We start from the raw sequence: 24796 nt of genomic DNA, 5'->3' as shown, positions 1-24796 counted from the left end.
CGTATTCTTCCGGCGCCCACGAGTCTGGAAGCATGAGATCGAAACGCGCGCCAAGCATCCGTCGGCCGAAGGCGGCCCTGGTCAGTCTTGGCACCGTTGTGGTTGGCGCAATCGCCGTCGTTGTCGGCCTGTCTGCCTGCGGAACACTCGGGCCAGGCGCGATCGACACGAGCGGGGAAGTCGCTTTCGACACTCCGCTGGCCATTCCGCCCCTTGCGCCGTCTTCGATCGACGCGAGTGGTGAGCGCGTCTTCGACCTCACGGCCACTGTTGGTGCGACCGAGTTCACACCGGGTACGAAAACCGAGACCTGGGGCATCAACCAGTCCTACCTCGGCCCCACGATCGTGGCGGCAAAGGGAGAACAGGTCAGAGTGAATGTCGCCAACCAGCTTGACGTGCCGACGACAGTGCACTGGCACGGGATGCACCTTCCCGCCCGCATGGACGGCGGTCCGCACCAGATGGTGGCACCCGGCGCCACCTGGCATCCAAAGTGGACGATCGACCAGCCGGCCGCGACGCTCTGGTACCACCCACACCCGCACGGCGAGACCGAGCACCAGGTCGAGATGGGGTTGGCCGGAATGGTGATCCTTCAGGACGACGCAGAGGATGCGCTGAACCTGCCCCGCGAGTATGGTGTCGACGATATCCCGCTCATCGTGCAGGACAAGCGCTTCGACGAAGCAGGCCAATTCACCACGGACGAACGCGGGTTCGCCGGGCCGATCGGCGACCAGGTTCTCGTCAACGGAACTCTCGGCCCCTATCTTGAGGTGACGACGGATGTCGTGCGTCTCCGCTTGCTGAACGGGTCAAGTGCCCGCGTATACAACTTCGCATTCGAAGACGGCCGCTCTTTCGATCTGATCGGCACCGACGGCGGCCTGTTGACCGCCCCGCTGCCGACGGACGGCATCCGTCTGTCACCCGGCGAGCGCGCCGAAGTGCTGGTGCGGCTGGTGCCAGGGGAGACCGCGACGCTGCGTTCCACTCCGCCCGAACTCGGACTGCCGGGCCCGATCGCTGCCTCGAACACCGGCGGTGACACGCTCGATGTGCTGCAACTGCGCGCGGCGAGCAACCTGCGGTCGCTGGGAGACATGCCGACCGCTCTCGCGGCGATCGACCGGATGAACGAGGACGAGGCGACGGTTGATCGCTCATTCCAGCTGGACGGCACGCAGATCAATCAGCGGGGAATGGACATGGGCCGCATCGACGAGACGGTCGAGGTCGGCAGCACGGAGATCTGGACAGTGCGCAACGGAATGTCAATGCCGCACAGCTTCCACGTGCACGACGTGCAATTTCAGGTGTTGACCATAGACGGACGCGAGCCACCGGCGGCCCTCGCCGGCTGGAAGGACACCGTCTACCTCGAGCCGAACATCGACTATCGGCTGATCATGACGTTCAACGATTACACCGACCCAGAATTCCCGTACATGTACCACTGCCACCTGCTCGCACACGAAGACAGCGGCATGATGGGCCAATTTGTGGTCGTGGAACCCGGGCAGAAGGCCGGGCAACCGCCCACAGACCACGATTCCGCTTCGCCTTCCGGCGCGAGCGGCAGCGGACCACGAGCCAAGGAGATACACCATGAGCACTGAACTACCAGTCCCGACCGGTACCGGCCAGATTGTGAACGCGGGCGGTACATCGTCTGCCACGCTTGAGCCTGTGAAGAAGAAGACCGGATACCTGGCACTGTGGCGCGGTGTGCCGCGCGAGCTCGGTTTCCTGCTGCTCACGCTCCCACTCATCGTTGCCGCGCTCTCCGTGCTCAGCGCGGTCTTCTTCACCGGGGTCGGCATGGTGGCCATCTTCATCGGCCTGTTCATCATCGTCGCCGCCCTCTACATCGCCCGCGGATTCGGAACCCTCGAGCGGGTGCGATTGCGCTGGGCGGGCCGGCCGGAAATCCCGGAGCCGAGGTGGACCCCGGCGGGCGAGCCGACGACGGCCCTGCGCGCAGTACTCGGGCCACTCATCAACGGTCACTACTGGCTCTACCTGCTTCATGGCATGGTGGTGAACTTCATCGTCGGCCTGGCGAGCTGGATCATCTCGGTGGTGTGGGTGTCCATCAGCCTCGGCGGCATCACCTATTGGCTGTGGGGACGATTCCTCCCAGTGAGTGATCGCAATGTCTGGATCTACGACGTCGTCGCCGACTGGCTGGTACCCGGCAACACGCTTGCGGTCGATCCATTCGTCGGCGAGAGCATCTTCGAGTTCGGTCTCGGGCTGATCTTCCTACTGACCCTGCCGTTCATCACACGCGGCCTGGTCCTGGTGCACCAGGGCGTCGGCATCGGAATGCTGGGCGCCTGGCGTTCTGACGCACTGCAGCGCGAGGTCGCAGACCTGAGTGCGTCACGCGGTGCGGCAGTGGCCGCGGAAGACCAGTCGCTGCGTCGTCTGGAGCGTGACATCCACGACGGTCCGCAGCAGCGTCTGGTGCGGATGCAGATGGATCTCGCGAGTGCCGGCCGCAAGCTTGACAGCGATCCGGATGCCGCGCGCGCACTCCTTGAGGAGGCTCGCGGCCAGGCGCGCGACACCCTGGAGGAGCTCCGTGCGCTTTCTCGCGGGCTGGTGCCGCCGATTCTGCAGGACAGGGGCCTGATCACGGGCCTGCAGTCCCTCGCCGCCCGCAGTACCGTTCCTGTTCAGTCTGAGCTGTATCTCGACCCGGCGCTCAGACTGCCGTCGGAGATCGAACGCAGCGCCTACTTCGTGGCGGCCGAGCTGCTGACGAACGCCGCCAAGCACTCCCAGGCCACCAGCATCCGTCTGCACGCGGCATTACGACGGGTACCGGACGGAGACACCACCTGGCTCGATCTCTGGGTGATCGACAACGGTATCGGCGGCGCTGTGCTGGCCGACGGTCATGGTTTGAAGGGGCTGGATGAGCGGCTTCGCGGCCTCCGCGGCATCTTGAGCGTCGACAGTCCGGTCGGTGGTCCGACGTCGATCGGCGCGCACATTCCGCTGACTGGTTCGGTGGAGAGTTCGGTCGCCCTATCCTGAATGGGTGACTGACGCTTCGAATGGAGTTCTCCGGCTGGTACTGGCGGAGGACTCCGTTCTACTTCGCGAGGGACTGATCCGGCTCTTCGATGAAGCGGGGTACGAGACGGTCGCGGCATATGGCGATGCCGACTCGCTCCTCGCCGAGGTTGATCAGGTGAGGCCAGACCTCGCCGTGCTGGATGTGCGGATGCCGCCCACGTTCCGCGACGAGGGCGTGCGTGCGGCAATTGAGCTGCGTCGTCGGCAGCCGGGTATCGGCATCCTGCTGCTCAGCCAGTACGTTGAGGGCACGTACGCGCACGAGCTTCTCTCGGCCGGTGAAGGAGGCATGGGGTATCTGCTCAAGGACCGCGTCGTCTCACTCGACGAGTTGAAGGATGCCATTGCTCGCATCAGCGCCGGTGGCACTGTGCTTGACCCGCAGGTGGTGCGGGAGCTGCTGGCCAGGCGGTCCGACCCGCTCGAAGCGCTCACGCCGCGGGAGCGTGAGGTGCTCGGTCTGATGGCGGAAGGGCGCACGAACGTCGGTATCTCCGCCGAGTTGTTCATCGGCACCGGCGCTGTCGAGAAGAACGTCACCGCGATCTTCCAGAAGCTGCACCTCGAAGACTCCGGTTCCGACCATCGCCGGGTGCTTGCCGTACTGACCTACCTGCAGCGCTGAGGCACATTCCGGCTCACGAGTGCGGTCAAATCGTCGGTCTGCCGCACTCAAACCGACGATTCAGCCGCACGCGTGGTCGTCAGTCCCCTGGAGGGGGAGTCGGGCTCAACGCCGTGTGCGACTGCCAGATTCGAGTGTAGCTGCGTCCGCCGATTGCAATAAAAGTGCCGAAGTAAGCGACTCCGCACACGACCCCGATGCCGACAACCACAGGACTTGGCATCGAGAGGAAGCCGGCGATGGCCGCGACGAGCAAGCCGATCATCGACGCGTTGACGGCAACGATGAACACCATGCTGCTGCCGGCGACCTGGCTCAATCCGCCCCGCTTGCCAAGGAAGAAATACGTGCGAACCGATCCTTCCCGGTCGTCGTGCCGGCTGGCCATCAGATAGGGAGCAATTTCGGGGTCGAGATCGACGTACGCTGCGCGAAGCCGGTTCATCGCGAGAACGTACATCAGATCCTCGAAGGCGACATTGACGACGCGCACTTGGGTCAGGATGCCCACCAGGTTGACGATGCCGAGCACGGCGATCGCGAAGACGACGAAGGTATCGGAGAATTCGGTCGCCTGGCCAACCAGCGCGAGACTCACCAGGCCGGCTGACACGAGGGTCAGGAACATGCTGATTCGGGTGAGTACTTCGTTCTGGGAGGTCGTTCGGGAGGCGAGCAGGCTCCAGTGTTCGGTCGCGAGCAATTGGGCCCGCACGGATGCCGGCACTTCTGGAACGCTGTCGGGCGGCACAGCCGCCGGATCGGCCATGTCGCCATTATGCTCCGACAACCGGCCCAAAGCCACGGGCAAATATTGCCTAGTCGGCCGGTGAGTGGGCGGAGTGCCAGGCGCGTGCGCTCGCACCAACGCCTGGCACCTGAGTCTGCAGAAGCCGTCGGATGACGCCGGGGCGTGGCCGCCACGAGCCTTGGACCTCGACACCCGTTGGGGAGATGACCGTCAGGTCGAAGCTGCTCACCGATCCATCATCGAGGGTCCGTGCGTCGCGAGCCGTGACCGTGCAGGCGAATTGCTGAACGTCGCCCAGTTCCTCACACCAGCGTGACAGCGCGACTTCGCGCTCGTTTCCGTCGCGGACGGCGGCGACATTCACTGCCACGAATGCGAGGGCGAGCCCGATGAGCATGACTTGAAGATCGCTTCATGTGCCCAGGCGTTGGAGCGGTGCATGCACGCATTTGGAGGGGCTGACGGGAATCGAACCCGCATCATTAGTTTGGAAGACTAAGGCTTTACCACTAAGCTACAGCCCCGAATCCGACGGGTTTCCGCCGGGATTTGATATTCAGTTGTTGGCCGATCCCATCAATTATATGGGATCGTGGGGAACGCACCATCAGTTTGGAAGACTGAGGCTCTACCATTGAGCTACATCCCCGTGGCCTCGGTTACCCGAGGCACTGGAACATCGTAGTACAGGTTTCGGCGGCGTCGCTGCCAGTCGTGCGGATCACGCTCAGCGGGGCGTGCAGTAGACTGACCGAGGTCAATCCGCCTGTCGCTTACGATTTTGTGTGCGCCAAGAGGATGGCCCCAACGGATTGTTTGAGATCCGGGGCGTAGCTCAGCTTGGTAGAGCGCTCGGTTTGGGACCGAGAGGTCGCAGGTTCGAATCCTGTCGCCCCGACCACAATCCCCACAGAACGTCGTTCAACAACAGGAGATTCCTACGTGAAGTCCACGATCGAAAAGCTGAGCCCCACGCGCGCCAAGCTCACCATCACAGTGAGCCCTGACGAGTTGAAGCCCAGCATCACCCACGCGTACGGCCACATCGCCGAGCAGATCAACATCCCCGGCTTCCGCAAGGGCAAGGTTCCGCCGCCCCTCGTCGACCAGCGCGTCGGCAAGTCGGCCGTGCTCGAGCACGCCGTGAACGAGGGCCTCGACGGCTTCTACCGTGCCGCAGTCGAGGAGCACAAGCTGCGCCCGCTCGGCCGCCCGGCAGCCGACATCGTCGAATGGCCAAGCGACAAGGACTACAGCGGCGACCTGCTGCTGGCCATCGAAGTCGATGTGCGCCCAGAGATCGAACTGCCGAAGTACGACGGCGTGAAGCTCACTGTCGACGCGGTCGACATCTCCGACGACGAGGTCGCTGAGGAACTCGCCACCCTGCGCAGCCGCTTCGGCACGCTGGTCACCGTCGACCGTCCGGCCAAATCTGGCGACTTCGCCCAGATCGACCTCATCGCCACCATCAACGGCGCCGAGGTCGACAACGCGAGCGGCATCTCCTACGAGGTGGGCTCCGGCGACCTCATCGAGGGCATCGACGAAGCGATCGACTCCCTGACCGCCGGCGAGATCACCACGTTCAACTCGAACCTGCTCGGTGGCGATCACGAGGGCGAGACCGCCGAGATCACCGTCACCATCATCGCCGTCAAGGAGCGCGAGCTTCCCCCGGCCGACGACGACTTCGCCCAGATCGCCAGCGAGTTCGACACCATCGATGAGCTGAAAGACAGTCTCAAGGTGCAGGTGGAGCGCTCCAAGGTCTTCGGACAGGGAACGCAGGCCCGCGAGAAGCTCCTCGAAGAGCTCCTCGGCTTGGTCGAGGTTCCGGTTCCGGCCGCCATCATCGAAGACGAAGTGCACCGCCACCTCGAAGGCGAGAACCGCCTCGAAGACGACGAGCACCGCGCCGAGGTTGCCGAGGCCAGCGAGAAGACCTTCCGCCAGCAGATTCTTCTCGACACCATCGCGGAGGCAGAGAAGGTGCAGGTGAGCCAGGACGAGCTCACCCAGTACCTGATCCAGGGCGCCAGCCAGTACGGCATGGACCCAAGCGAGTTCGTTCAGGCCCTCTCCGGCAACGGCCAGATCCCGTCGATGGTGGCCGAGGTCGCCCGCAACAAGGCTCTCGCCATTGTGCTGGGCAAGGCCAAGGTCGTTGACAGCAACGGCAAGAAAGTCGACCTCGCCGAGTTCACCGCGGTGAACACCGACCCGGCAGACGAGACTGCAGCAGACACCACCGAGTCGACGGATGCCGCGGCAGACGTTCCTGAGTCCGCTGACGCTGAGGCTGCAGAGGCCAAGCCTAAGAAGAAGGCAGCGCCGAAGAAGGCCGCAGCCAAGAAGTAACGCAGCAGCGCACACGCAGTGCCATGAACGGGCCGGATGTCAACAGACATCCGGCCCGTTCTCGCTGTAGGAGGCTGCGGCAATCTGCCGAGGGCGAACAGAGGCGTTCCGCCCCGCCGGCTCCTATAGATTCAATTCGAAGCGATAACTGAAACGGAGCGCGACATGGCCGACCCGACACCCACACCCGGTGTTTTTGACCGACTGCTGAAGGACCGCATCATCTGGCTCGGCTCAGAGGTCCGTGACGACAACGCCAACGAGATCTGTGCCAAGATTTTGCTGCTTGCCGCAGAAGACTCGAACCGAGACATCTACCTGTACATCAACTCGCCCGGTGGTTCGATCACCGCCGGCATGGCGATCTACGACACGATGCAGTTCGTGCCGAACGACATCGTTACCGTCGGAATCGGCATGGCGGCCTCGATGGGCCAGCTCCTGCTGACCTCTGGCACCAAGGGCAAGCGCTACATCACCCCGAACGCCCGGGTGCTCCTGCACCAGCCGCACGGTGGCTTCGGTGGAACTGCCAGCGACATCCAGACCCAGGCGCAGCTCATCCTCGACATGAAGAAGCGCCTCGCCGAGATCACGGCAGACCAGACCGGCAAGACCGTCGAGCAGATCAACGAGGACGGTGACCGTGACCGCTGGTTCACCGCCCAGGAGGCGCTCGAATACGGCTTCGTCGACCACGTGCGCGCATCCGTGACGGATGTCACCGGCGGCGGCGGAACCGACACCGACGCAACCAACGCGGCGTCCAAGTAACCCACCGGATCGAACAGGAACCAGAAATCATGACACTCCCCACATTCGGTGGAACCGCAACCAGCTCGATGGGTGCTACTGCCGCAGACCTGCCAGGATCGCGCTACATCCTGCCGACGTTCGAAGAGCGCACGGCCTACGGGTACAAGCGCCAGGACCCGTACGCCAAGCTCTTCGAGGACCGCATCATCTTCCTCGGCGTGCAGGTTGACGACGCATCCGCAGATGACGTGATGGCCCAACTCCTCGTTCTCGAGAGCCAGGACCCCGACCGCGACATCACCATGTATATCAACTCGCCCGGTGGCTCGTTCACGGCCATGACGGCGATCTACGACACCATGCAGTACATCAGGCCACACGTGATGACGGTGTGCCTCGGCCAGGCGGCATCCGCCGCAGCTGTGCTGCTTGCAGGTGGAACACCGGGCAAGCGCCTGGCTCTCCCGAACGCACGAATCCTCATCCACCAGCCCTCGGTCGGCGGCCAGGGTGGCGGACAGGCCTCGGACATCGAGATCCAGGCAGCGGAGATCCTGCGCATGCGCACCTGGCTGGAAGAGACTCTTGCAGGGCACTCCAACCGCACACAGGAGCAGGTCAACAAGGACATCGACCGCGACAAGATCCTGAGCGCGGCTGAAGCCCTCGAATACGGTCTCATCGACCAGGTTCTCAGCTCGCGCAAGAACCTCACGGCTCTCGCCAAGTAGCACGTGAAATGAACCGGAACCGGCGTGGCGCGCATGCGCGGCACGCCGGTTTCGATTTGTGCCCGGGCTGCGCGCATCTGTCACAGGCACAGGCTAGGCTCGAATACGTGACACCGATGGAGGAGGCTGACGGATGGCTCGAATAGGCGAAAGCGCCGACCTGCTGAAGTGCTCCTTCTGCGGAAAGAGCCAGAAGCAGGTTCAGCAGCTCATTGCCGGTCCGGGTGTGTACATCTGCGACGAATGCGTCGAGTTGTGCAACGAGATCATCGAAGAGCGACTCGCGGAGGCCGGCGAGGAAGTGGGCTCAGGCGAGTTCGATCTCCCCAAGCCCAAGGAAATCTTCGGTTTCCTTGAGGAGTACGTGATCGGTCAGGAGCCTGCGAAGCGCGCACTCGCCGTTGCGGTGTACAACCACTACAAGCGGGTCAGGGCGAAGGGAACGCTGGCGGCCGCGGAAGCCGTGCACGATGATGTCGAGATCGCCAAGTCGAACATCCTCCTGATCGGCCCGACCGGCTGCGGAAAGACCTACCTCGCTCAGACACTCGCGAAGCGACTCAACGTGCCGTTCGCGGTCGCAGACGCCACGGCACTGACCGAGGCCGGCTACGTGGGCGAAGACGTCGAGAACATCCTCCTCAAACTGATCCAGGCCGCCGACTACGACGTCAAGCGTGCAGAGACCGGCATCATCTACATCGACGAGATCGACAAGATCGCGCGGAAGGCCGAAAACCCCTCCATCACCCGCGACGTGTCTGGTGAGGGTGTGCAACAGGCGCTCCTGAAGATCCTGGAAGGCACCGTCGCTTCCGTTCCGCCCCAGGGTGGCCGCAAGCATCCGCATCAGGAGTTCATCCAGGTCGACACCACCAACGTGTTGTTCATCGTGGCTGGCGCCTTTGCAGGCCTCGAGGAGATCATCTCCCAGCGTGCTGGCAAGAAGGGAATCGGCTTCGGAGCCCCGCTGCACAGCAAGGGCGACGACGTCAATCTGTTCAGTGAGGTTCTCCCGGAAGACCTTCACAAGTTCGGTTTGATTCCCGAGTTCATCGGCCGACTGCCGGTCGTCACCACGGTCACCCAGCTCGACCAGGTGGCGTTGATGCAGATTCTGACCGTACCGAAGAACGCCCTGGTACGCCAGTACCAGCGCATGTTCGAGATCGATGGCGTCGAGCTCGAATTCGACAGTGCGGCGCTGGAAGCGATCGCCGACCTTGCGGTGCTCCGGAAGACCGGAGCGCGCGGTCTTCGCGCCATCATGGAAGAGGTTCTCGGCCCGATCATGTTCGAGGTTCCCTCGAGCACAGAGGTTGCTCGCGTGGTCGTCACCCGTGAGGCCGTGCTCGACAACGCTGCGCCGACGATCGTGCACCACAAGCCGCGTCGCGAGGAGAAGTCCGCGTAATCTTCCGATGCTGCGCTGCTGACTTCTGTATTGGTGAATGCCGACTTGATGAATTCCGTGGAGATCGTTCGCCCGCCTCGTCTGAAGGCTGGTGATCGCGTGGCGGTCGTTGCCACATCCTGGCCGGGGTCGACCGTCTTCCCGTCCGTGTACCAGGCGGGACTGGCAGCCCTGCGGGATGTCTTCGGGCTGGAGATCGTCGAGTTTCCCTCAACGCGGTTCACGCCAGAGTACGCCGGCGCTCATCCAGCCGAGCGGGCTGCTGACCTCAACCGGGCGTTTGCCGACCCCGACATCCAGGCGATCGTCGCCGTGATCGGCGGAGACGACTCCGTTCGAATTCTCGCGGACGTTGACGCAGAACTTGCCGCCGCGCATCCCAAGGTCCTCCTCGGCTATTCAGACACGGCCACCCAGTTGTTCTGGCTGGCTCAGTCGGGGCTCGTGACCTTCAACGGGCCCGCGGTGATGGCCGGACTGGCACAGATCGGTTCTCAGCCCGGGCTGGAGCAGCACATTCGCAGCCTGCTGTTCGACCCGGTGCCCGCATTCGAATACCAGCCATACGACTATTGGTTGGGGGACCGACCGGACTGGGCGATCCAGGACGGGACCGAGGAGGGCGACCAGTATCCGAATCCCGGGTGGACCTGGCTGCAGGGGTCAGCACCGCGCGCCGGTCGCCTGACCGGAGGCTGCATCGAAGTGCTCGAGATGATGAAGGGCACCGAGTGGTGGCCGTCTCCGCAGTTCTTCACCGACCGCATCCTCTTTCTCGAGACCTCGGAAGACAAGCCGAGCCCCGGCCAGGTGGGTTACTGGCTGCGAAACTACGGTGCCCAGGGCATCCTGAACCGCATCAACGGGTTGGTGATCGGTCGACCGCGGGGATACTCGCCCCAGGAGAAAGCCGAACTGGATCGCGTCATCGTTCAACACCTGACGGAGTGGGGCGCGACGGACATCCCTGTGCTCTCTGGCGCCGACTTCGGCCACACCGACCCACAATGGGTGCTTCCGCACAATGTGCTCGCCGAACTCGATCCAGCTGGCAATAGATTCCGCCTGCTCGAACCGGCGGTTTCCTGAGTCGAGTCGATCAGATCCGCTGAAAATGTACGCGGGTCGGGCGTCGGCTGGCTCTAGGCTGAGTCTCTGTCCGGTACCCCTGCGTCTGCGCGCGGCACGAGAAAGTCCTGATACCCATCATCCAGCCCATCTCAGCCGGTGTCGTCGCGGCCATCACCGGTTTTGCCAGCTCCTTTGTGCTCGTGATCGCCGGTCTCCAGGCCGTCGGCGCAAACGACGCAGAGGCGGCCTCCGGACTCCTTGCCCTCTGCGCCCTCGTCGGCATCATCTGCATTGTGTTGCCCTGGTACTACAAGATCCCGATCTCCTTCGCCTGGTCGACTCCGGGAGCCGCGCTCCTGGTCGCCGCCGGAGAGACGACAGGCAACTTCGCGGCGGCTGTGGGCGCGTTCCTCGTCTGCGGTGTGCTGATCGTCCTGACGGGGCTCTGGCCGGCGCTCGGCAAGGCGATCACCAGCATCCCGAAACCCATCGCCAGCGCGATGCTCGCCGGAATCCTGTTCCCCATCTGCCTGGCACCGGTGACCGCGTCGATCGAACAGCCGCTGCTGGCAATACCGGTGGTGGTCGTGTGGTTGGTGCTGTACCGTCTTGCACCGCGCTGGGCTGTTCCTGCGGCCATGGTGGTTGCAGGAATCGGCATCGTCCTGACCGCAGGGACTGACTGGATGACAGCGTCGACTTCCCAGCCTGCTCTCGTTTTCGTCGCACCGGAGTTCGACCCCGTCGTCATCGTCAGCCTTGGTCTGCCGCTCTTCATTGTCACCATGGCCGGGCAGAATGTACCCGGCTTCGTCGTGATGTCGACATTCGGCTACCGCCCGTCGCCACGTGCAGTCCTGGTCGGCTCCGGCGCAGCCACTGCAGTCGGGTCTGTGTTCGGCGCTCACAGCATCAACCTCGCGGCGATCACAGCTGCGCTGATGGCCAGCCCGGAGGGTCACCCAGACAAGAGCAAGCGTTGGATGGCGACGGTGTCGTCGGGAGTTGCCTACCTCATCCTGGGCTTGGGTGCCGGGCTCGCAACGGCACTGGTCGCCGCTTCGCCGCCGATCCTGATCATCGCGGTTGCGGGGCTGGCGCTTCTCGGCGCCCTCGTCACGAGCGTGTCGGGCGCCCTGGAAGAGCCGCGCCACCGCGTCACGGCCATTGCGACGTTCCTGGTCACGGCATCCGGCATCTCGATCCTCGGGATCGGATCGGCGTTCTGGGGTCTGCTCGTCGGCGGAGTGTTCATGGCTTGGCTCGGGTGGACCCGCCGGCCGCGAGTCAGTTCAGGCCGCGGCGGTCGAGCAACGGCTGGATGACAGCGTCGCGACCGCGGAAGTCGCGGTAGGCATCGAGAGGGTCTTTGCTGCCGCCAACTCCGAGCAGGCGCTTCCGGAAGCGATCCCCGTTCTCCCTGGTCAACCCGCCGTTCTGGGTGAACCATTCGACGGCGTCGGCATCGAGTACCTCACTCCAGATATACGAGTAATACCCTGCGTCGTATCCGCCGGAGAACGTGTGGGCGAAATAGGTGCTCGCATACCGTGTTGGAACGACCGGGTTGTCGAGACCCGCTGCGGCGAGGGCGGATGCCTCGAACGCCGCGACATCCGTCACCTCGTCGTCGGTGCCGATTCGGTGCCACGCCTGGTCGAGCAGGGCGGCAGCCAGATACTCACTCGTGGAGAAACCCTCATTGAAGGCCGCTGACTCGTGGATGCGGTCCACGAGTTCCTGAGGCATCGGTTCATCGGTCTCATGGTGCCTCGCATAGTTGCCAAGAACCTCCGGCCAGAGCATCCACATCTCATTGACCTGGCTCGGGAACTCCACGAAGTCCCTGTACACATTGGTGCCGGCGAACTTCGGGTAGGTGACCAGGGCGAAGAGGCCGTGCAAAGCATGCCCGAACTCGTGGAAGAGCGTGTTGACCTCGTCGAAACTGAGGAGCGTCGGTTGGCCGGCGGCCGGCTTCGGGAAGTTGAGGTTGTTGCAGACCACTGTCGGCGTTCCGAGCAGGTCGGACTGCGACACCAGCGCGTTCATCCAAGCACCGCCGCGCTTGGAATCGCGGGTGTAGAAGTCGCCGATGTAGAGGCCCACCGGGGCGCCGTCTTCATCGCTCACCTCGAAGACACGGGCTTCCGGATGCCAGGCGACCAGGTCGCTCCGCTCGGTGAAGGTGATGCCGTAGAGGGCAGTGGCCGCGTGGAAGACGCCGTCGTGGAGTACCCGTTCCAGCTCGAAGTATGGTCGCATGGCAGCGGTGTCCACGTCGTATTTCGCCTTGCGCACGTGCTCTGAGTAGAACGCCCAGTCCCACGCTTGGAGCTCGAATCCTTCGCCGTCAGTGCTGGCTTCAGTGCCGGAGTTCTCCTCATCGATGCGTGCCTGCAGTTCTGCCTGCTCCGCCCTGGCATTGCGGGCCGCGGCCGGCGCGAGCCTTCCCAACATCGCTGCGACGGCATCCGGAGTCTTGGCGGTCTGGTCTGCGGTCACGGCGGCCGCGTGGCTGGCGAAACCCAGGAGCTTCGCGCGCTTGGCGCGGAGGCGCGTGATCTGCAAGACCAGCTCGCGGTTGTCGTGTTCGCCGCCACGGATGCCGCGTGCGCGCGATGCGGCAAGGAGGCGTTCCCTCATGGTGCGGTCGGTGAGGCTCGCGAGATACGGATGCGACGTGGGAAGCACCAGGGGGAGGAGGTGCTTCCCTTCCTGGCCGCGTTCCGTTGCCGCCTCTGCGGCCGCGGACACCTCGCCGTCGCTCAGCCCATCGAGGAGCCGGACGTCGTCGACCAAGACCGCGAGGTCATTGGTGTCTGCGAGCAGGTTCTTCTCAAACCTGGTGGTCAGCGTCGACAACTGCTTGTTGTACTCCCGGAGTGTCGACTTGTCGTTGTCGGAGAGGCCGGCACCGGCAAGCGTGAACTCGGTGAAATAACGTTCGACGAGGTACACCGACTCGTCGCCTTGCCCGAGGGAATCACGGTTCTCATGCAGGTCGCGGATGCGGGCATACAACGCCGGGTCGAGCCGGATGGCGTCTTCGTGCGCTGCGAGTTGTGGGGCGAGCTCGGCCTCGAGGGCGTTGGTGAAATCACTCGAATCCGATGAGCTTTGGTTGAAGAAGACCTCGGCAACGCGAGCGAGTGTCTGCCCGCTCCGCTCAAGTGGGAGCATGGTGTTCTCAAAGGTGGCCGCACCCTGTTCGGCTGTGATCGCATCGATTTCCGCACGCTGCTCATCCATGCCTCGTTCGAACGCCGGACGGTAGTGCTCCTCGCGGATGTCGGCGAACGGCGGAAGCTGGTACGGGAGCGTGCTCCGAACGAAGAACGGGTTGACGGAATCGAACGGGTTGACGGAATCGAACGGGTTGACGGAATCGACCATTCCACCACCCTAACCGTGACATCGGTCCGGATCGGGGCGTCGTATGTTCAGCCGTCGCGGTTTCAGCCGTCGCGGTTTCAGCCGTCGTGGTTTCAGGAGCCGTAGGCTCAGAGCATGACGGAATCGCCGGAATCCTACGAGAACGACGCACACGAAACCGCTCCGCGTGACGTGTACACACACGGGCACCACGAGAGTGTGCTGCGCTCGCACACCTGGCGCACGGTGACGAACTCGGCCGCATACCTCGTGCCTCATCTCGAGGCCGGGCTCAGCATTCTGGACATCGGCTGCGGGCCGGGGACGATCACCGTCGATCTCGCCCGCCGGGTGGCACCGGGGCGTGTCGTCGGCGTCGACGCGTCTGCCGAGATCGTCGCAAAGGCCGCCGCCCTCGCGAAAGATGAGGGCGTGCACAATGCCGAATTCCTGCTGGGTGACGCCTATGCGCTCGACTTCCCTGACGCATCCTTCGATATCGTGCACGCCCACCAGGTTCTGCAACACGTTGCGAACCCGGTGTCTGCGATGCGTGAGGCTCATCGGGTCTTGAAACCTGGTGGCATCTTCGCGGCCCGCGATGTGGACTACGGGGGAGTGCGCTGGTATCCGCTGACGACCGGACTGACCGAGTGGCTCGCGGTGTACCGTGACGTGCACTACTGGAACGGTGGGAACCCGGATGCCGGACCGGCGCTCAAGGCGTGGGCGCGGTTGGCGGGGTTCACTGACATTACCTGCAGCGCGTCGATCTGGTGCTTTGCGTCTGATGCGGAGCGCGAGTGGTGGGGCGAGTCGTGGGCTGTGCGGGCCACAGAGTCGGCGTTCGCCGCATCGGCCATCGAATCCGGTGTCGCAGACCTGGTCGACCTGCAGGACATTGCCCAAGCCTGGCGTGACTGGGTTCGGGACCCAGACGGCTGGCTAGGGATGCCTCATGGAGAGATCATCGCTCGAAAGGAGCACTGAGCGGGCTGCGTCCAGTTCCAGGCGCTGGCGGTTGCAGACGTCGTTAGATCCACTCGTCGTCGTGGGGATCGGGCGCCACCGGCTGCGTGATCGTGGCGCTGTCTTCCGCTGAGTCGTAACGGATGACGGTGCCATCGTCGAGCTCGATGACGGGTTTGCCCTCCAGCCAGGTGAGCGTCCAGCGCCATTGTGCGGTGTCGCTGCCAGTGTCTCGATGATCGTCTTCGACAGACTTCACCGCGATCTCGACTACCTCAGGCAGCCCTGAGGGCAGTGTGCCTCCGACGGGCCAGCGTGTTCCCAGCTGCATGCTCTGCTAGACCTCGATCTCGTAAGTGACCCAGTCTGTACGGGTTCCCGCCTGGTCGTACAGTACCTGCGCCGTCTCGTTGTCTGCGGCGGTGATCAACTGGATTCCACCAAGGCCGTGTTTCTTGGCGTGTTCCCTGGCGTAGTCGAGCAGGGCCCGCCCCGCGCCGGTTCCCCGTGCGTCCGGCGTGACGAACAGATCGTCGACGAAGAGCCCATGGTCGCCGCTCAACGTGCGCGGGACTTCGCGAAACAGCGTGAACCCTATGAGGTCGCCGTCGTCGTTGACCGCAACCGCGCCGTCGAGCCCGTGATTCTTGTCGATGATCCAGCTCCACACGCGCAGGGCCTTCTCATCGGTCAGTTCACTCTGGTAAAACTCGCTGTAGCCCTCGAAGAGGCCCAGCCACGAAAAAAAGTCTTTGTCTCCAAGCGGTCGTACCTGTACAGACATTCGATGCTCCTAACTCTCCGACACCGTGGCAAGCACGATATCAGTCACAGCCAACTCGTCCCCCTCGACGAACGTCAATTCGGCGATTCGACCAACTGCGCGAAGGTCAGAGGCGGCCAGCGTGAGCAGGCCGATCTCTTCCTTCGTTCCGCTTATTACAGCAGATGCGACGGGGTTTTTCTGCGAAGCCTTCGCATCGGTTTTGGCGCGGCGGATGCCGGTGAGGGCGCGGCTGGCAAGATCGAGCACACTCGGGTCACCTGTGCCACGCGCAGAATCGCCCTCGCCGGGCACTGCGCCGACCGGCCATTCTGCGCTGTGGATCGAACCCTCGTGCGACCATGACCACGCCTCGTCGGTGGCAAACGGCACAAACGGGGCGAAGAGGCGCAGCAGGGTGGAGAGTGCCGTGCGCAGCGCGGCGACCGCTGAAGCCTGGGCTGCGGGGTGGTCGGCGTCATACGCCCGTTCCTTCACCAGTTCGAGATAGTCGTCGCAGAACGTCCAGAAGAAGCTCTCAGTGAGTTCGAGCGCGCGGGCGTGATCGAAGTTCTCGAAGGCGGTCGTCGCCTGCTCGATCACCGTGTCCAGGCCGGCGAGCATGCTCGCATCCACCGGCTCGGTAACCGGTGCATCGTCGCTTCCATCGAAAGAGAGGATGAACTTCGACGCGTTCAGGATCTTGATGGCCAGGCGTCGTCCGATCTTGATCTGGGTCGGATTCTGCGGGTCGAATGCCGCGTCGGTGCCAAGGCGGGATGACGCGGCCCAGTAGCGCACGGCATCCGAACCGTGCTGCTCGAGCATGTCAGCAGGGGTGACAACGTTACCCTTCGACTTCGACATCTTCTTTCGGTCGGGGTCAACGATGAAGCCAGACAGCGCCGCGTGCTTCCACGGCGACGTGCCACGCTCAAGCTCGGAGCGCAGGAGCGTGGAGAACAACCAGGTACGGATGATGTCCTGGCCCTGTGGGCGCAGGGAATACGGGTAGACGAGGCCGAACAGTTCGGCGTCGCGCTCCCAGCCGCCCGCGAGTTCTGGTGTCAGGGAGGAGGTCGCCCAGGTGTCCATCACGTCGACCTCGCCGATGAATCCGTTCGCCTGCCCGCGCTGGTCCTCGGTGAAACCGGGTGCCGTGTCCGACGACGGGTCGACGGGAAGCAGCTCGCGGGTCGCGACGATCGGCTGGTCGAAGAGCGGGTTCGCCTCGGCGTCGAGCGGATACCAGATCGGAAGCGGAACACCGAAGAAACGCTGTCGCGAGATGAGCCAGTCGCCGGTGAGGCCGTTCACCCAGTTCTCGAACCGCACGCGCATGAACTCTGGATGCCAGTTCAGGTCGGCCCCGTGTGCCAGCAACCGGGCGCGCAGCGCCTCGTCCCTGGCGCCGTTTCGGATGTACCACTGCCGGGTCGACACGATCTCGAGGGGGCGCTCGCCCTTCTCGTAGAACTTCACCGGGTGCACGATGGACCTCGGTTCGCCGATCAGGTCGCCGCTGGCGCGGAGCTGTTCGACAACGGACTGCTTGGCGCTGAACACGGTCTTGCCCGCGAGCTGTTCATAGGCTGCGAGACCCTCTGCTGCGGTGATGACGTCCGGGGCCTCTGCGATGATCCGCCCGTCGAATCCGATGATCGCCCGGTTGGGCAGGTCGAGTTCGCGCCACCACACGACGTCGGTGACGTCACCGAATGTGCAGATCATGGCGATGCCGGAGCCCTTGTCTTTCTGGGCGAGGTGGTGGGCGAGAATCGGCACTTCGACGTCGAACAGCGGAGTGCGAACGGTAGTGCCGAAGAGCGGTTTGTAGCGTTCGTCATCCGGATGCGCCACCAGCGCCACGCAGGCAGGCAGGAGTTCCGGTCGGGTGGTCTCAATCTCGATGGTGCTGCCGTCTGGCTTGTGGAACGAGACGCGGTGGTACGCGGCGGGCTGGTCTTTGTCTTCAAGCTCGGCCTGGGCCACCGCGGTGCGGAAGGTGACGTCCCAGAGCGTCGGGGCCATGGCCTGGTAGGCCTCACCTCGCTCGATATTGCCGAGGAAAGCGAGCTGCGAGGTGAACAGGGCTTCCTGGCCGATGGTGCGGTACGTCTGGGTCCAGTCGACGCTCAGGCCGAGGGTGCGCCAGAGCGCCTCGAACTGCTTCTCGTCTTCCTTGGTGAGCCGTTCGCAGAGTTCGATGAAGTTGCGGCGGCTGACCGGCTTCTGGTCGGCTGCCTTGGTGCTCTTGCCGTCTCCGCCTTCGAATGGCGGCACGAAGTCCGCGTCATACGGGAGGGAAGGGTCGCACCGCACGCCGTAATAGTTCTGCACCCGGCGTTCGGTCGGGAGGCCGTTGTCATCCCAGCCCATCGGGTAGAAGACGTTCTGGCCGCGCATCCGCTGAAACCGGGCGATGACATCCGTGTGCGTGTAAGAGAACACGTGCCCGATGTGCAGCGTGCCTGACGCCGTCGGAGGTGGCGTGTCGATCGAGAAGACCGGGTGGGCGCCGGCTTCGAGGGCGGCCGCGCGGTCGAACCGGTAGGTGCCCGCGTCTTCCCAGGCTGCCTCCCATTTGGCTTCGAGTCCCTCGAGGACGGGCTTGGCGGGGACTCGGTCGGCGCTGGTCATGACACTCCGGTTCAGTATGTGCGGCACCGTGTCGGTGGTGAGGTGCCTGAGTATTGGCTGCGACCAATCTACCGGATGTGTGCTGCAAGGCCGTCAGCGCGAGCGCTGGGGAAATCGGGGGACTGCCTCGAGAAGCTGCTGGGTGTACGGATGCCGCGGGTCGGCGAAGACGTCGGCGGTCGCCCCGGTCTCCACGATGCGGCCGTCCTTCATCACGGCAACCCGGTCGCTCATGTGGCCGATCACACCGAGATCGTGTGAGATGAAGAGCAGGCTGAGCGAGAGTTCCTGTTGGAGTTCGTCGAGCAGGTCGAGCACCTGCGCCTGCACGGTGACGTCAAGTGCGGAGACGGGCTCGTCGCAGATCAGGATCCGGGGCCGCGATGCGAGCGCCCTGGCGATCCCGACGCGCTGGCGCTGGCCTCCGGAGAGATCGACGGGCCGGCGTGAGAGCACACCGGAGGGCAGGCCGACCTGGTCGAGCAGCTGCGAGCTCTCTGTCGATAGGTGCCCTGACCCACCCCGTTCTGTCGTCCCCCCGGCGGGAGCGCGGAGCGCGTGGCGAAGGATGTCGCCGACGGTGAGCCGCGGGTCGAAGGAGCCGAGTGCGTCCTGGTAGATCGCCCCGACCGACCCGCGCAGCCGGCGCCGTGCCTTCTCCTGGACCGCACTCCAGGGTTCGCCGAAAATCCGCACCTCGCCGGCATCCGGGGTCTCCAGCGCCAGCGCCAGGCGCGCCGTTGTGGTCTTCCCTGAACCGGATTCCCCCACCAGGCCGAGGGTCTCGGCACGGTGCAGCCGAAAAGAGACATCGTCGACCGCAACGAGGCGCGAACCATCTGGGCGACGGAAGCTGCGACGGAGCTCGGAAGCTTCCAGCACGACCGGACGAACCGGGTAGTCGTCGACCGAGAGGCCATCCGGCACCGTCGAACGGGGGGCAATGGTGGCCACCGGCACTGCTGACAGTTGCGTTCGGCGAGGTTTGTCGACGGGAACGGCCGCGAGCATCGCTCGGGTCAGCGGATGCTGCGGGTTCTGCAGCACCTCTGCCGTCGGCCCGGTCTCAATGATGCGTCCGGCGCTCATGACGGCAACGCGGTCTGCTATCCGGCTGACGACGGCGAGATCGTGGCTGATCAGCACGATCGCATTGCCCCGTCGTTTGATCTCAGCAAGGAGTTCGAGTACCTGCGCCTGCACGGTCACGTCGAGCGCCGTCGTCGGCTCGTCGGCGATCAGGAGAGGCGGATCGAGAGCGATGGCGGATGCGATCAGCGCGCGTTGCCGCTGGCCGCCGGAGAGCTGGCCAGACCTTTGCCTGATCCGGGAAGCGCCGTCGGGAAGGCCGACAGAGTCGAGCAGTTCGAGCACGCGGCGCGTGCGGTCGGCCGCACTGAGCTTCGTATGCAACCTCAGGGAATCCCCGATCTCCCGACCGATCGGCCGGAGCGGGTCAAGAGAGACGAGAGCATCTTGCAGTATCAGTCCAACGTCGCGCCCGCGCCTGCGCCGCCAGGCTGATTCCGGCAGGCCGAGCACGCTCTGGCCGGTGATGCTGACGGCGTCTGCCTGCACCCACGAGTGCGCACCGGCCAGGCCGAGCAAGCTGCGCGCAGTCACGCTCTTGCCTGAGCCGGACTCTCCGACGATGGCAAGACACTCTCCTGCAGCTACCTCAAACGAGACATCCTGCACCACCGGATCCTGCCCAGGGCGACCGCCGAAACCGACAGTCAGGTTTTTCACTTCCAACGCGGCGGTCATGCGTGCCTCATCCGTCGCTCGATGCTGCGGCCGATCGTCGTCGCGCAGACAGCGGTCAGCACGATGAACAGGCCGGGGAAGAAGCTCATCCACCAGGCCGAGGTGATGTAGGTGCGACCGGCCGACAGCATGGCACCCCACTCTGGGGCAGGAGGAGCGGCGCCGAGGCCCAGATAGCTGAGTGCGGACGCCCAGACGATCGCCTGCCCGATGCCGAGGGTGCCGAGCACCAGCAACGGCGCGAGCGTGTTCGGCAGGATGTGCCTCACCAGGATGCGCCAGCGCGGAAGCCCCTGCACGGTTGCCGCCTCGACAAACGAAGACGATCGCACCGAGATGAGCTGGCCGCGGATGATGCGGGCATAACCCGGGGCGGTCGACAGACCAACTGCGACGGTGGCCGTCGCAACACCCGGGCCGTAGATAAGGATGAACAACAGGGCAAGCAGCAGACCGGGGAAGGCGAACAGCACCTCGAGGAAACGGTTGACCGTGAAGTCGACGACCCGGCCGAGCATGCCGGCTGCGGTGCCGAGCAGGATGCCGAGGCCGAGCCCGATCGCCGTGGCGACGATCCCGATGACGAGCGAGCTCCCCGTTCCGTGCACCACCCTGGTGTAGATGTCCCGGCCGGATTCGTCTGTACCGAACCAGTGCCCGGCGGAGGGTGGCGTGAACGCTGCAAGGGGATCGATGCCCAATGGATCGCCGGGAGCGAGCAATGTCGGCACCAACGCTGAGACCACCAGGAACAGGCCGAACAGCGCGGAGATGATCTCGACAACGCCCGGCCTGCCTGCTGCGCGCTGTGGCCGCTGCTCTGGATGCGATGACTGGCCTCCCGAGGCCCGCCCGAGCCCGGCCTGGATCTCGATATCACTCATGCCGCGCGCAATCGCGGGTCGGCAAGTCGGCTGGCGACGTCGGTGAGGAGCGTCATCAGGATGTAGACGACGGCGACGATCATCACCACACCGACGACGACCGGAACGTCGCGTTCTGTCACGGCGTTCAGGAGCGTGCGGCCGAGTCCGGGGCGGGCGAAGATCGTCTCGACGACGACTGCGCCGCTTATGAGTGAGCCGAACGCCCAGCCGGAGAGGCTGATCGCCGGGAGCGCTGCGTGCCGAATGGCGTGCACCAGCCGCACGCCGCGTTCGCTTTCGCCGCGGGCGCGGGCCGAGAGCACAAATGGGGATTCGAGCGCGGTCAGCAGCGACTCCCGCATGACCTGGCCGAGGAATCCGGCGAGCGGTATGGCGAGAGTGAGCACGGGCAGCACGAGACCCGCGATGCCAGGAGTGCTGATCGGCGGCAGAACGCCGAGCCAGATGCTGAAGAGCAGGATGAGCACGGTCGCCAGCCAGAAGTGCGGCAGTGCTGCGGCGACGATCTCCAGTCCTGAGCCGATCGATCGGGCTATTTTGCCGCCGCGGGTCGACCACGTGGCCAGGCCGAGAGCCAGCAGCCAGGCAAGCGCCAGGGAGAGGAAAGCCAGTTGCATTGTGCCTCCCAACTGCACGCCGACGAGGGGAGCCACGTCCATGTTGAGCGAATACGAGCGCCCGAGATCGCCCATCATCAATCGCCAGAGCTGCGTCAGATACTGCACGAACAGCGGCTGGTCGAGCCCGTATTCCCTCCGCACCGCCTCCAGCGCCTCCGGTGAAGCCTGCGAACCCGGCCCGCCGAGGATGGCCAGGGCTGGGTCGCCGGGGATCAACCGGAGAGCGAAGAAGGTCAGCGTCGCAACGGCCCATAGCACAAACAGCGCGCCGCCGAGCCTGGTGAGAACGAAGGCGACGACAACCCGCCCTCGAACGCGAGGGCGGTCATCCGTTATCGATTCAGCCACGTGTCGTAGAAGGTCGGTGCGGAGACCGTCGGCAGCGCCCTGGTGCCTTCCACCTCGGAATCGAGCAGGAAGTGATTCTGCTGGTCGTACAGCGGCAGCAGGTAGTAACCGCCGAGGAGCAAGTCTTGGGCGTCGGTAAAGAGCGCGGCCCGGGCGTCGGCGTCGGACTCCTGGCTGGCGTCGGTCAGCAGGGTGTCGAGCTGCGGGTCAGACACCTGCGAGAGATTGGCGAAGTAGCCGCTTGGCGCCGGGACGATGCTGCTGGAGTGGTACAGGATCCGCAGCACGTCTGGCCCGACCTTGGTGTACGGCGCGCTCACCGCGTTGTACTCGTTCGCGGCGAGGGCCGCGTACCAGCTGGAGAGGTCCATCGGTTCGAGCACAAGGTCAAAACCCGTCTCCTTGGCCGTGGCCTGGATCTGCTCGAACAGCGACTGCTCGGCGGGGATCGACTGGTTGGTGCTCACGGGGAACCGCACGGTCAGGCGTTCGCCGTCTTTGACGCGGTATCCGTCTGAATCACGCTCGGTCCAGCCGGCCTCATCGAGAAGCCCGTCGGCTTCGTCCGGCTCATAGCCGAAGAGGTCCGGCGCGGAGACGCCGAGGGGCTCGACGCTGGAGAGGGCGGAGTATGAGCGCTCCGCCGTTCCCTGGAACAGGCTGGTCACGGCGTCGTCGACGTTGGCAGAGCGGATGAACGCCTCACGCACGAGCGGGTCGTTGAACGGGACAGTGCTCGAATTGAGCTCGATCCGGTTGGATGCTCCGGGGCGCGGAGCGTCAAGGTGACGGATGCTGTCGCTCGCCTCCGCCTGCACGATGGTGTCTGGCTGAACGTTGTCGATCACGTCGACTTCACCGGCCTGGAGTGCCGCATACCGGGTCGCCGACTCAGGGATGAACCGCCAGACGATCTTCTCGAGGTAGGCGACGCCCTCGTGAGTGGCGTCCGCCGGGGGAGAGGAGTAGTCCTCGTTGCGTTCGAGCGTGATCGAGTCCTGCTTGACCCAGTCGGTGACGACGAACGGGCCGGTCCCGACGGGGGCCGCGCAGTTCTCGTCCTGGGTGCGCTTCAGCGCGGTCGGTGACTCGATGGAGAGCCAGGGCTGGGAGAGGGATTCGAGGAGGGCGCTGTCGGGGGCGCTGAGGGTGAAGCGCACCACCTCGGGTGAGACGGCTTCGGTGGCGACGACCTTCTTCAATGCGAGGTATCCGGTGGAGGATGCCGTCTCCGGGTCCTGGAGGTGTGCAACATTGGCTTGCACGGCTGCCGCGTCCAGCGGCGTCCCGTCGGTGAACACGACGTCGGGTACCAGCGTGAACTCCCACGTCAGCCCGTCGTCACTCTCGGTCCAGCTGTCCGCAAGCCAGGGGATGACGGTCCCGTCGGCATCAAGTGAGACGAGCGACTCCAGGTACTGCGTGCTCACCAGCGCCTGCGGGTAGTTGCCGCCGACGTGGGGGTCAAGGCAGGTCGGTTCGGCGTCACCGGACGCATAGGTCAGCGTTCCGCCTGAGACCGGTTGTGAGCTGCTGGTACCAGACGGGGAAGGGCTGCAACCGGCGAGTAGGAGCGCGGACAGGGCTGCGAGGGTAGCGAGGGGGAGAACCCCGCGGGAGACGGTGCTGAGCTGCATGGTGTCTGACTTTCTTCCCGGCGTGTGGCCGGGCGCATTCGGGGTATGCCGTATTATTGGATTCGGTACAGTAATAAAAATAGGCCGAGTCCAATAATAGGACATTTTCTGCGTGATGGGAGCGACCGTGGTGAAAGAGACACCGAAGGCGGGTCGCCCGCGCCGCTCGTCACGGCAGATGCTCGAGGAGGCAGCGGCGGAACTCTTTCTCGAGCAGACCTACGCCGGCACCACCATCGAGCAGATAGCGCAGCGAGCCGGAGTCAGCCGTAACACGTTCTTCAACTACTTCTCCGCCAAGAGCGACCTGCTCTGGGTCGACATCGACGACGGCCTCGCCGGGCTGGCGCGTTCGCTCGACGAGTGTGCCGGTGCCGGCCACGCGACGGATGCCGTCAGGCGCGCCCTGATGATCGTGGCAGACGGCTTCGGTCCCGCGAATGTTCCCTGGGCACTGACCCAGTATGAGCTGATGGGAACCAGCGCCGAGCTCGAGGCATCCGCTCTCTCTCGGTTCATGGCGCAGGCCGACCTTGTCACCCAGTTCACGTCGATTCAGGTCGGCACCGGGGCCGCAGTCCTGCCCTGCCGGGCGTTCTCCCTGGCGGTGCTCGCCGCGACTGCGGCAGCCGCCGGCGTCTGGGCCAAGGCAGGAGTGGCCCGCGGACGGCTGGCGCCATATGTCGACGAGGCCGTCTCGCCGGTGTGCGAGGGATACCGCCTCGTGCTCGCTCAGGCTAGAATTGACGAATAACGACTGTGATCCGGCAATCACCGGTGAGTCTTCGGAAGAACGACGCCCTGGTAATCGAGTGAACATCACGAAGTCACCTGGCGCCTGGTAGAACCGAACGGGTCGGGCCCGTCACAGCCTCTGAACGAGCGGTCGCCCCAACAGGCGGCAAGCGAGGTGGTACCGCGGAGGTTGCGAAAGCGACCGGCGTCCTCGTGGAACAGGCCAGAATTTCGCCCAGCAGCCCGTCCAGGAGAA

General features: G+C 64.5%; 21 protein-coding genes and 2 tRNA genes. 12 read left to right on the top strand and 11 right to left on the bottom strand.

The features are described from left to right. Positions 1–32 precede the first annotated feature (32 nt). Genes K323_RS0110595 through K323_RS0110585 form a run of 3 tightly spaced genes read left to right on the top strand, consistent with a single transcriptional unit; the run spans position 33 to position 3715 of the window. Complete coding sequence (locus K323_RS0110595; RefSeq protein WP_022885259.1) at positions 33–1622, top strand: multicopper oxidase family protein; 1590 nt, start codon at positions 33–35, stop codon at positions 1620–1622. Further along, on the top strand, positions 1612–3048 hold the full coding sequence (locus tag K323_RS0110590) for a sensor histidine kinase (protein ID WP_022885258.1): 1437 nt from the start codon (positions 1612–1614) through the stop codon (positions 3046–3048). The genes K323_RS0110595 and K323_RS0110590 overlap by 11 nt, the downstream gene beginning before the upstream one ends. A 4-nt stretch (positions 3049–3052) precedes the next feature. Further along, positions 3053–3715, top strand: coding sequence for a response regulator (locus tag K323_RS0110585; protein ID WP_022885257.1), 663 nt, complete (start codon positions 3053–3055; stop codon positions 3713–3715). A 79-nt stretch (positions 3716–3794) separates the two neighbouring features. Here K323_RS0110585 and K323_RS0110580 read toward each other — a convergent pair whose 3' ends face one another. From K323_RS0110580 to K323_RS0110570, 3 genes are all read right to left on the bottom strand, one after another. Next, the gene (locus tag K323_RS0110580; protein ID WP_022885256.1) at positions 3795–4484 is read right to left on the bottom strand and encodes a hypothetical protein; all 690 of its coding nucleotides are present in this window, start codon (positions 4482–4484) and stop codon (positions 3795–3797) included. A 49-nt stretch (positions 4485–4533) separates the two neighbouring features. Continuing rightward, entirely contained in the window at positions 4534–4863 is a 330-nt protein-coding gene (locus tag K323_RS0110575; RefSeq protein WP_022885255.1) for a hypothetical protein, read from the bottom strand. A gap of 53 nt (positions 4864–4916) precedes the next feature. After that, positions 4917–4990, bottom strand: a tRNA-Gly gene (locus K323_RS0110570). Between the two features lie 300 nt (positions 4991–5290). On the opposite strand from K323_RS0110570, the gene K323_RS0110560 reads away from it, so the two are divergent. From K323_RS0110560 to K323_RS0110530, 7 genes are all read left to right on the top strand, one after another. Continuing rightward, positions 5291–5367: transfer RNA gene (locus K323_RS0110560), tRNA-Pro, on the top strand. 41 nt (positions 5368–5408) lie between these two features. Beyond that, complete coding sequence (gene tig, locus K323_RS0110555) at positions 5409–6827, top strand: trigger factor (protein WP_022885254.1); 1419 nt, start codon at positions 5409–5411, stop codon at positions 6825–6827. Positions 6828–6992: 165 nt separating this feature from the next. After that, a complete protein-coding gene (locus K323_RS0110550; protein WP_022885253.1) occupies positions 6993–7601 on the top strand; it encodes an ATP-dependent Clp protease proteolytic subunit in 609 nt (202 codons plus the stop codon). Between the two features lie 29 nt (positions 7602–7630). Then, on the top strand, positions 7631–8314 hold the full coding sequence (locus K323_RS0110545) for an ATP-dependent Clp protease proteolytic subunit (RefSeq protein ID WP_022885252.1): 684 nt from the start codon (positions 7631–7633) through the stop codon (positions 8312–8314). 133 nt (positions 8315–8447) lie between these two features. Beyond that, complete coding sequence (gene clpX / locus K323_RS0110540) at positions 8448–9728, top strand: ATP-dependent Clp protease ATP-binding subunit ClpX (protein ID WP_022885251.1); 1281 nt, start codon at positions 8448–8450, stop codon at positions 9726–9728. 99 nt (positions 9729–9827) lie between these two features. Then, entirely contained in the window at positions 9828–10817 is a 990-nt protein-coding gene (locus K323_RS0110535) for a S66 family peptidase (RefSeq protein ID WP_169515640.1), read from the top strand. 107 nt (positions 10818–10924) lie between these two features. Beyond that, positions 10925–12124, top strand: coding sequence for a benzoate/H(+) symporter BenE family transporter (locus K323_RS0110530; protein WP_033372792.1), 1200 nt, complete (start codon positions 10925–10927; stop codon positions 12122–12124). Here K323_RS0110530 and K323_RS25400 read toward each other — a convergent pair. Next, positions 12087–14195 carry a M3 family metallopeptidase gene (locus K323_RS25400; protein ID WP_022885248.1) on the bottom strand — a complete coding sequence of 703 codons (2109 nt, stop codon included), beginning with the start codon at positions 14193–14195 and terminating at the stop codon, positions 12087–12089. The two genes, K323_RS0110530 and K323_RS25400, sit on opposite strands and share 38 nt — an antisense overlap. 114 nt (positions 14196–14309) lie before the next feature. Between K323_RS25400 and K323_RS0110520 the strand changes: the two genes are divergently transcribed. Beyond that, positions 14310–15164 (top strand): methyltransferase domain-containing protein, encoded by an 855-nt coding sequence (locus tag K323_RS0110520; RefSeq protein ID WP_022885247.1) that lies wholly within the window; start codon positions 14310–14312, stop codon positions 15162–15164. 43 nt (positions 15165–15207) lie between these two features. Here the strand turns inward: K323_RS0110520 and K323_RS0110515 are convergent, their stop codons facing one another. The 7 genes from K323_RS0110515 to K323_RS0110485 form a co-directional block, all read right to left on the bottom strand. Beyond that, entirely contained in the window at positions 15208–15474 is a 267-nt protein-coding gene (locus K323_RS0110515; RefSeq protein WP_022885246.1) for a hypothetical protein, read from the bottom strand. A 6-nt stretch (positions 15475–15480) separates the two neighbouring features. Beyond that, the gene (locus K323_RS0110510) at positions 15481–15927 is read right to left on the bottom strand and encodes a GNAT family N-acetyltransferase (protein WP_022885245.1); all 447 of its coding nucleotides are present in this window, start codon (positions 15925–15927) and stop codon (positions 15481–15483) included. 9 nt (positions 15928–15936) lie between these two features. Further along, a complete protein-coding gene (gene valS, locus K323_RS0110505) occupies positions 15937–18546 on the bottom strand; it encodes a valine--tRNA ligase (RefSeq protein ID WP_022885244.1) in 2610 nt (869 codons plus the stop codon). A gap of 93 nt (positions 18547–18639) precedes the next feature. Then, on the bottom strand, positions 18640–20313 hold the full coding sequence (locus tag K323_RS0110500) for a dipeptide ABC transporter ATP-binding protein (protein ID WP_022885243.1): 1674 nt from the start codon (positions 20311–20313) through the stop codon (positions 18640–18642). Next, entirely contained in the window at positions 20310–21197 is an 888-nt protein-coding gene (locus K323_RS0110495) for an ABC transporter permease (protein WP_022885242.1), read from the bottom strand. The genes K323_RS0110500 and K323_RS0110495 overlap by 4 nt, the downstream gene beginning before the upstream one ends. After that, on the bottom strand, positions 21194–22168 hold the full coding sequence (locus K323_RS25395) for an ABC transporter permease (RefSeq protein ID WP_022885241.1): 975 nt from the start codon (positions 22166–22168) through the stop codon (positions 21194–21196). Before K323_RS25395 ends, K323_RS0110495 begins: the two co-directional genes overlap by 4 nt. Further along, a complete protein-coding gene (locus K323_RS0110485) occupies positions 22153–23805 on the bottom strand; it encodes an ABC transporter substrate-binding protein (RefSeq protein WP_022885240.1) in 1653 nt (550 codons plus the stop codon). The genes K323_RS25395 and K323_RS0110485 overlap by 16 nt, the downstream gene beginning before the upstream one ends. 115 nt (positions 23806–23920) lie before the next feature. Here K323_RS0110485 and K323_RS25390 point away from each other — a divergent pair, with 115 nt between their 5' ends. After that, entirely contained in the window at positions 23921–24559 is a 639-nt protein-coding gene (locus K323_RS25390) for a TetR/AcrR family transcriptional regulator (RefSeq protein ID WP_022885239.1), read from the top strand. Positions 24560–24796: the final 237 nt, after the last annotated feature.

It is taken from the genome of Glaciibacter superstes DSM 21135 (assembly GCF_000421145.1).
Classification (GTDB): domain Bacteria; phylum Actinomycetota; class Actinomycetes; order Actinomycetales; family Microbacteriaceae; genus Cryobacterium; species Cryobacterium superstes.
Note: the sequence above shows the minus strand (reverse complement) of the source record. Positions and strands in the feature narration are given on the sequence as shown.